This window comes from Photobacterium sp. OFAV2-7 (assembly GCF_022347985.1).
In the GTDB taxonomy this organism is placed as follows: domain Bacteria; phylum Pseudomonadota; class Gammaproteobacteria; order Enterobacterales; family Vibrionaceae; genus Photobacterium.
Genome location: NZ_JAKRFQ010000224.1, coordinates 1 through 6,487 on the forward strand (window position 1 = coordinate 1; position 6,487 = coordinate 6,487).

Below are 6,487 nucleotides of genomic sequence, written 5' to 3' on the forward strand. Positions count from 1 at the left end.
ATTGCAGCCAAGCGTCCGGTGCCGGCCGTTTCATTAGCATCCGGCGCGAACACGCTTCATAGTGCCCTGATTGAAGCGGCTGCCTATCTGGCAGAATTTCCGAGCCATACAGTACTGGTCGTTGATTTTGACGAGACGCTCCCCGAGCCCTTCCGCGATTTTGACCATGGCGAGTACCATGGCTATGCCTTAGGGTTACTATTGACTGGCGGTAACGACTACCAGCTAAGCTGGGAACCCCAGAAAGAGCCAATGTCCCCTATCCATCCGCAAACACTCACGGTGATCAGCCAACTGATCAGTAATGACTCGGCCTGGACGATAGCGACCGGATCACAGCTGTGGCACTGGCAGCGATCCATTATATAAATCACGATATACAGCAATGACTATCAACATTGTTAATTGACTCGAATTTATTGCCTCTAGCGGTTTTGAATTTAAGTCGTTATGGCACAATTTGAATGCGAAATACGTTAAATCAACAACTTAAATAAATAATCAGGAATCAGCTGGCTATGGAACAACTACATACCGAACTCAAAAAACTCATTATCAACTCACTCAACCTTGAAGACATTACCGTCGATGATATCGGCACCAACGACCCTCTGTTTAATGACGGCCTGGGGCTGGATTCAATTGATGCGCTGGAACTCGGGCTGGCAATCAAGAAACACTACAGCATTGCCATCAATGCCGATGATAATGATGCGCGACAGCATTTTGCCTCAGTCGCCACCTTGGCAGAATTTATCTCTGCAGCTAAGGTCGCTTAATTAGCTTTGCAGCAGGAATGCCGTTAGGTAGTCACTCTCCCTGGCGGTATTCCTCATCGTTATTCTTTTTTCCAGAACTTCCCCCAAAACATCCTGTTGATTACTTCAACAACCCAACTTCTCCGTGACAAGACTCGAAAAACACTCTCCAACCAATACGCAACTTAACACATAAGATATACGATGAGTGGACCGTTAATATCGCTATAAGCGCTTAATATTCTTACACTTAGGTGGAAAATCAACATGACTGTACATACTCAAGACTCTATCCTCTTTGGTGCCGATCGTCTGACTATCGAAGATGTTATCGACATTGCCAACGGGGCACCGGCAGCATTAAACAGCTCGCCAGAATTTACGAGCAAAATTGACCGGGGAGCGGCTTTTCTTGAGCGCCTACTAAAAGAAGAAGGAGTGATCTACGGTGTCACGACAGGTTACGGAGACTCCTGTACCGTCGCGATCCCGCCCGAGCTGGTCGACGAACTGCCGCTCCACTTAACTCGTTTCCATGGCTGCGGACTGGGCGAACACCTCGACCACCAGCAGGCCCGCGCCGTACTGGCAACCCGTTTATGTTCACTCTCACAAGGTGTTTCAGGCGTCAGCCGCGAGCTACTGAATCAAATTATCACCTTGGTCAATCATGACATCTCACCCCGTATTCCGCAGGAAGGCTCGGTCGGCGCCAGCGGCGATCTGACTCCGCTGTCCTACCTTGCTGCCGCCCTCATCGGCGAACGTGAAGTGCTCTATAAAGGTGAAGTCCGTCCGACAGCAGAAGTCTATGCCGAACTCGGCTTGAGCCCAATCAAGCTCAAGCCCAAAGAAGGGCTGGCATTAATGAACGGCACCTCGGTCATGACTGCACTGGCCTGCCTGGCTTACAAGCGTGCCGAGTATTTGGCCCAGCTTGCGACCCGTATTACCTCTATGGTTTCAGTTGGGATGCAGGGGAATGATTTCCACTTTGACGAGGCGCTGTTTGACGTCAAACCTCACCCTGGACAGCAGCAGGTTGCCAGCTGGTTACGTGCTGATTTGCAAGCTGCCAAGCCACCGCGCAACAGCGACCGCCTGCAAGATCGCTACTCGCTGCGCTGTGCACCTCATGTTATTGGTGCTCTGCAAGACAGCCTACCGTGGATCCGTCAGCTGATTGAAAACGAGCTCAACAGTGCAAACGACAACCCGATCATCGACGGTGATAACGAGCGCGTTCTTCATGGCGGTCATTTCTATGGCGGCCACATCGCCATGGCGATGGACACACTCAAGACAGCCATTGCCAATATTGCCGATCTGCTTGATCGTCAAATGGCTCAGTTGATGGACTACAAGTTCAACAATGGTCTGCCATTCAACCTGACGGGTGCGACCGGCAGCCGCAAGCCAATCAACCATGGCTTTAAGGCCGTGCAAATCGGTATCTCGGCGTGGACGGCCGAAGCGCTTAAGCACACCATGCCTGCCAGCGTGTTCTCGCGCTCGACAGAGTGCCACAACCAGGACAAGGTCAGTATGGGCACAATTGCCTCACGCGACTGCCTGCGGGTACTTGAACTTACCGAGCAAGTCGCATCGGCTTCTCTGCTTGCTGCCACTCAGGCATTGGAGATCCGCAAGCAACAAGGTGAGCTGGATAACAGTCATCTAAGCCCTGCACTACAGGCAATGCAGAGCTCAATCCTGAAGGACTTCGAAGTGGTTAACGAAGACCGTCCGCTAGAAGGTGATCTGCGCTTGTTCATCACCAAGATCCAGCAGCAGTCCTGGAAAATGTTTGATTAAGTAATTACCCACCAACTTTATAGTTGTTATCAATGCGGCCTTTTAGGTTGCCAGACATAAAAAAACACCGGGCAAATGCCCGGTGTTGATTTAATTATTCATGCCCTCTATTCGAACAAGAGACAAGGCTATATTCTTATCTCAACTTTACCTCGGCACTCGGATCGTCGATGGTAAACTTGTTCACCTCATCCACCAACTCGGTCATTCGCAGTTTCACCAGCTCCATCTCCTGCTGAATATCAACAATCGTCTTCTTGGTGTTATCGGCCATCTCCAGCAAATCATCGACATCGGTATCAACACTTTTCGCTGTCTGCGATTGCTCATTAGAGGCTGTGGCAATACTGGCGTTAAATTCTGCTATCTCGTTCACCGTCACTATCAGGTTTTCAACTAGCGACTTGGTATCAGAGACGACTTCCTGAGTCTCGTAACTGGCCTCACGGCTCTGCTGCATATTATCGAAAGAGTCCTTGGCATTTTGCCCGATGCCGCTCAGCAACTGGCGAATGTCCTCTGTCGACTGCTTGCTGCGCTGGGCCAGGGTACGTACCTCGTCAGCCACAACCGCAAAGCCGCGGCCCTGCTCACCCGCACGTGCCGCCTCAATGGCTGCGTTCAGTGCCAGCAAGTTGGTCTGCTCGGAGATGGCATTAATGGTATCGAGAATTTCCGACACATTGCCCATCTGTTTCTCCAGCGTCTCGATACAGTCGAAGGTCTGGTTGACACTCTCCAGCAATGTGGTCGTCGACGTAAATGACTGCTCACTGTGCTTATGGCATGCCTCGGCATTGTCTTTCACCGAATCCGTTCCGCGCTGGGCATCAACTGTAATTTCGGCGACCTGCTCGCTAGTCTGTGCCATTTCTGTCATTGCGGTTGCGATGTTATCGCAGCGCATATGTGTCTGCTCACTAGCATTATGGGCCTGATTGACCAGGCTCACCATCGCCACCATCTCTTTCTCAGTCTGGCTGGCTACCTGATGCGCCTTATTCAGCGTCTCACCCAGGCTTACCGCCAGATGATCAAAGTGCTGGGCAATTTCACCAAATTCATCCCGGGTGCCGTCAGACAGACGAATCGTCAAATCTTTGTTGGACGCCATCTTATCTAGCTGTGCCGTAAAACTCTCCACCCGACGGCGCACATTGTTCACCACCCGAATAGTCAGCAGGATTAGCGGCAGTACAATCAGCAGTGTCACTGCGATATATACCATCCGCATCATGCTGGCATCGGCACTGTCCCGAACTGCTTTATCATTGATGGCCGCTGCTAAACTGTCACGTACCTTTTTCACCATACCGATACGCTCTGTCGCCAGCGCAAACCAGGCTGATGCCTCCGGGCCGTTAATGGCCGACAGGTTGCCTTTCTGAGCCAGATACTGCTGCTGAATATCCATAACCTGTTGCCAGGTTGAATGACGGGTACTTTCCTGCAACTGCTTAAGATGCTCACCGGACAGCAACATCTCCGCCTGTCTTAGCGCATAGCTTTCCGCTTTAATGTAGGTTGAGATCTGCGCATATCTGTCTAGTGTTGAACTTTTCCCTGCAAAGGCACCATTTAGTGCCCCCCGAGCCATACCGGCCTGCTCTTTGATAACCAGCAAAGACAGCAAGCCTTGTAGCTCTTGCTTGAGCTCACGGTTACTCACCAGCGACATCACAATCGCTAAGTTATCCAGCGACAAACGGTTCACGTTCGAATAGTACGCGAAGGGAGAATCAACCAGGTTAAGGCTGTCTACCTGAGAGCGAATATTCTGTCGCTTATCCAGTTGCGCCTTGACCTCGCTCAGCAAAGTCGATACCACGGCAGGATCCAGATTTTCAGGGCGAAACGCCAGCAAGCTACTGTAGGCATCATCAGCGGCACGGCGCTGCTTTTGCAGAGCGTCACGCTGGGTGCCTTGTCCTTTCGCCGCAATGACACCGGCAGTGAGCCCACGCTCAACCGCAAACTGGTGCGCGACATTATCGTAGAGATTAAAAAGCTCTACCGTTTCCTGAGAAAGCTCGGCATTAACTAACTGTTCATTGGCATTTCTGATTTGTATCCCGATAAATATGAGTAGCAATATGGTAGGAATAACGAAGACGGTAATCAGCGTCGTTCGAATATTTAGAGCACGAGTAGGGTTAAACATGGTGCAACCTTAACGTTATAATTATTTTCATTTCTTATACAAAATAGCAAAGGCAACAACTATGCCAAAATGCTTTTAGCGCATACTATAAGGAATTTATGACCCAGCTCAAACCATACCTCTTGGCTTCAGCAATCATTTTCAGCAAAACTCTGTAAACCACTTATAAAACAGTTCATTAGATGCAATATATATGCATACTTAATCTTATGTAGCACATAGTTTATCAATTCAGGCGAGTATGCAATTAAAGTCATTGCCCTGTGTCTAGGATTTGTATGTTAACACCGGGATAAATCAGTGTTAAAACACCCAAAGTAAAAGCTATATAAATTATCAATACTATTATCGCCCACCAATACTGCGCTGCCTGCAACAGCCTAGCTATAGTTCGCCTCTGTTTTAAACGCTCAATAAACCATCAACACGCTGTGACATTTACCATAAAGTTACCCACTGTTTTTGTGGATAAACTTATTTATCACATAAAAAACATAAGCTTATCAATTGCAATGTTAATAATGGGATTTTTTTAACCTTTGTCATGAAATGAAATCATGCCACTCGGCTGTCATGTTACAGCCCGCTACAGGGGTTGATAAACTTAGCGCTCGGTAATGACTGATCATCATTTGTTGCTCTTGCGCACGCTTTTGGGGCAAGCCAGAGCCAAATGGCCTCTTTCTGAAATTTGAAACTGAATAAAGTTTCAACCCAGCATGCGAAGAACAAATAGAAAACAGGAGGAAAATATCTTAGAAAAATATCCAAAAACCGCGGCGCACTCATTTCATCAGTTGGATTAATAATATGGTTTGAAAAAGAAAATAGCAGGCCAGAAGCCTTATCAAACCCGCTCAGCACAGGGCACAATCTACTGCTTCGGCCACCGAATCGACGCAGAGGAACGGCTCCTTAACCAATTGCTCGTCATTGGGCTGATACTTGCCTGTTTTCACCAAACACGCCTGCAGCCCGGCTTTCAGCGCCCCTTCGACATCGCCGAAGACGTCATCACCAACCATCAATACCTTATCGGCCGGTACTGCTACTGACCTCACAACCTGGGCAAAGAAGTCAGCCGATGGTTTACCTACAATAATCGCCTCCGTCGAGGCGGCATATTCTATCGCCCGGATAAACGGCCCGGCATCAAGGTGTAGCTTTCCGTCTGACTTGAAATAACGGTTCAGACCGATACCGATGAGCGGCGCCCCCGAGTGGCACAGCTGGAAAGCCTTATCCAGTGCTTCATAGCAAAAGCCTGCTTCGGCATCACTGATAAACACAGCATTAGGATCGGACTGATCGAGATCGGCAAATTCAGATCGAATGTTGTCATGAAGCAAGCAATACGGGCGCCAGTGATGTTGCTTGAGCAATGCTTTGGCTGCCACTGGCGCAGTAAAAATCTGTCCCAACTCCAGCGAAAAGCCAAAGCGAATAAGGTCACGATAGATTTGCGTACAGGTTTTGCGGGAGGTGTTGGTTACAAAACGCACCTCAAGATCACTGGCCTGCGCTCGGGCGATCGCTTCTACAGCACCGGGGATCACTTGCTCCCCGTCATACAGAACGCCACTGAGATCAAAAAACAGTGCCTGGTACATCCGTCGCTCCCTTTCCTTTAGGGTAATTATAGCCACGGCCGCGGTTCGACTACACTTAAGCCATCCCAATCTGTGGAATAGCACCTACGAGTAGAAATACCACTCAGGAGGATTCCGCTATGCTATCCGATCAACAAGGTAAT

The 6,487-nt window shown here is 49.2% G+C and carries 5 protein-coding genes; 3 read left to right on the plus strand and 2 right to left on the minus strand.

Features of this window, described 5'->3' with window-relative positions; all coding sequences use genetic code 11:
- The 3 genes from MHN01_RS12880 to hutH all read left to right on the plus strand — a co-directional run.
- Positions 1-369 (plus strand): beta-ketoacyl synthase chain length factor (locus MHN01_RS12880; protein WP_239411711.1); only part of this gene is annotated, 369 nt, incomplete at its 5' end.
- A gap of 149 nt (positions 370-518) precedes the next feature.
- The gene (locus MHN01_RS12885; RefSeq protein ID WP_239411712.1) at positions 519-779 is read left to right on the plus strand and encodes a phosphopantetheine-binding protein; all 261 of its coding nucleotides are present in this window, start codon (positions 519-521) and stop codon (positions 777-779) included.
- Positions 780-1,025: 246 nt separating this feature from the next.
- On the plus strand, positions 1,026-2,573 hold the full coding sequence (gene hutH, locus MHN01_RS12890; RefSeq protein WP_239411713.1) for a histidine ammonia-lyase: 1,548 nt from the start codon (positions 1,026-1,028) through the stop codon (positions 2,571-2,573).
- A gap of 136 nt (positions 2,574-2,709) precedes the next feature.
- Here the strand turns inward: hutH and MHN01_RS12895 are convergent, their stop codons facing one another.
- Both MHN01_RS12895 and MHN01_RS12900 read right to left on the minus strand, forming a co-directional pair.
- The gene (locus MHN01_RS12895) at positions 2,710-4,734 is read right to left on the minus strand and encodes a methyl-accepting chemotaxis protein (RefSeq protein ID WP_239411714.1); all 2,025 of its coding nucleotides are present in this window, start codon (positions 4,732-4,734) and stop codon (positions 2,710-2,712) included.
- An 857-nt stretch (positions 4,735-5,591) separates the two neighbouring features.
- Positions 5,592-6,344 (minus strand): TIGR01458 family HAD-type hydrolase, encoded by a 753-nt coding sequence (locus MHN01_RS12900; protein ID WP_239411715.1) that lies wholly within the window; start codon positions 6,342-6,344, stop codon positions 5,592-5,594.
- Between the last annotated feature and the right edge of the window lie 143 nt (positions 6,345-6,487).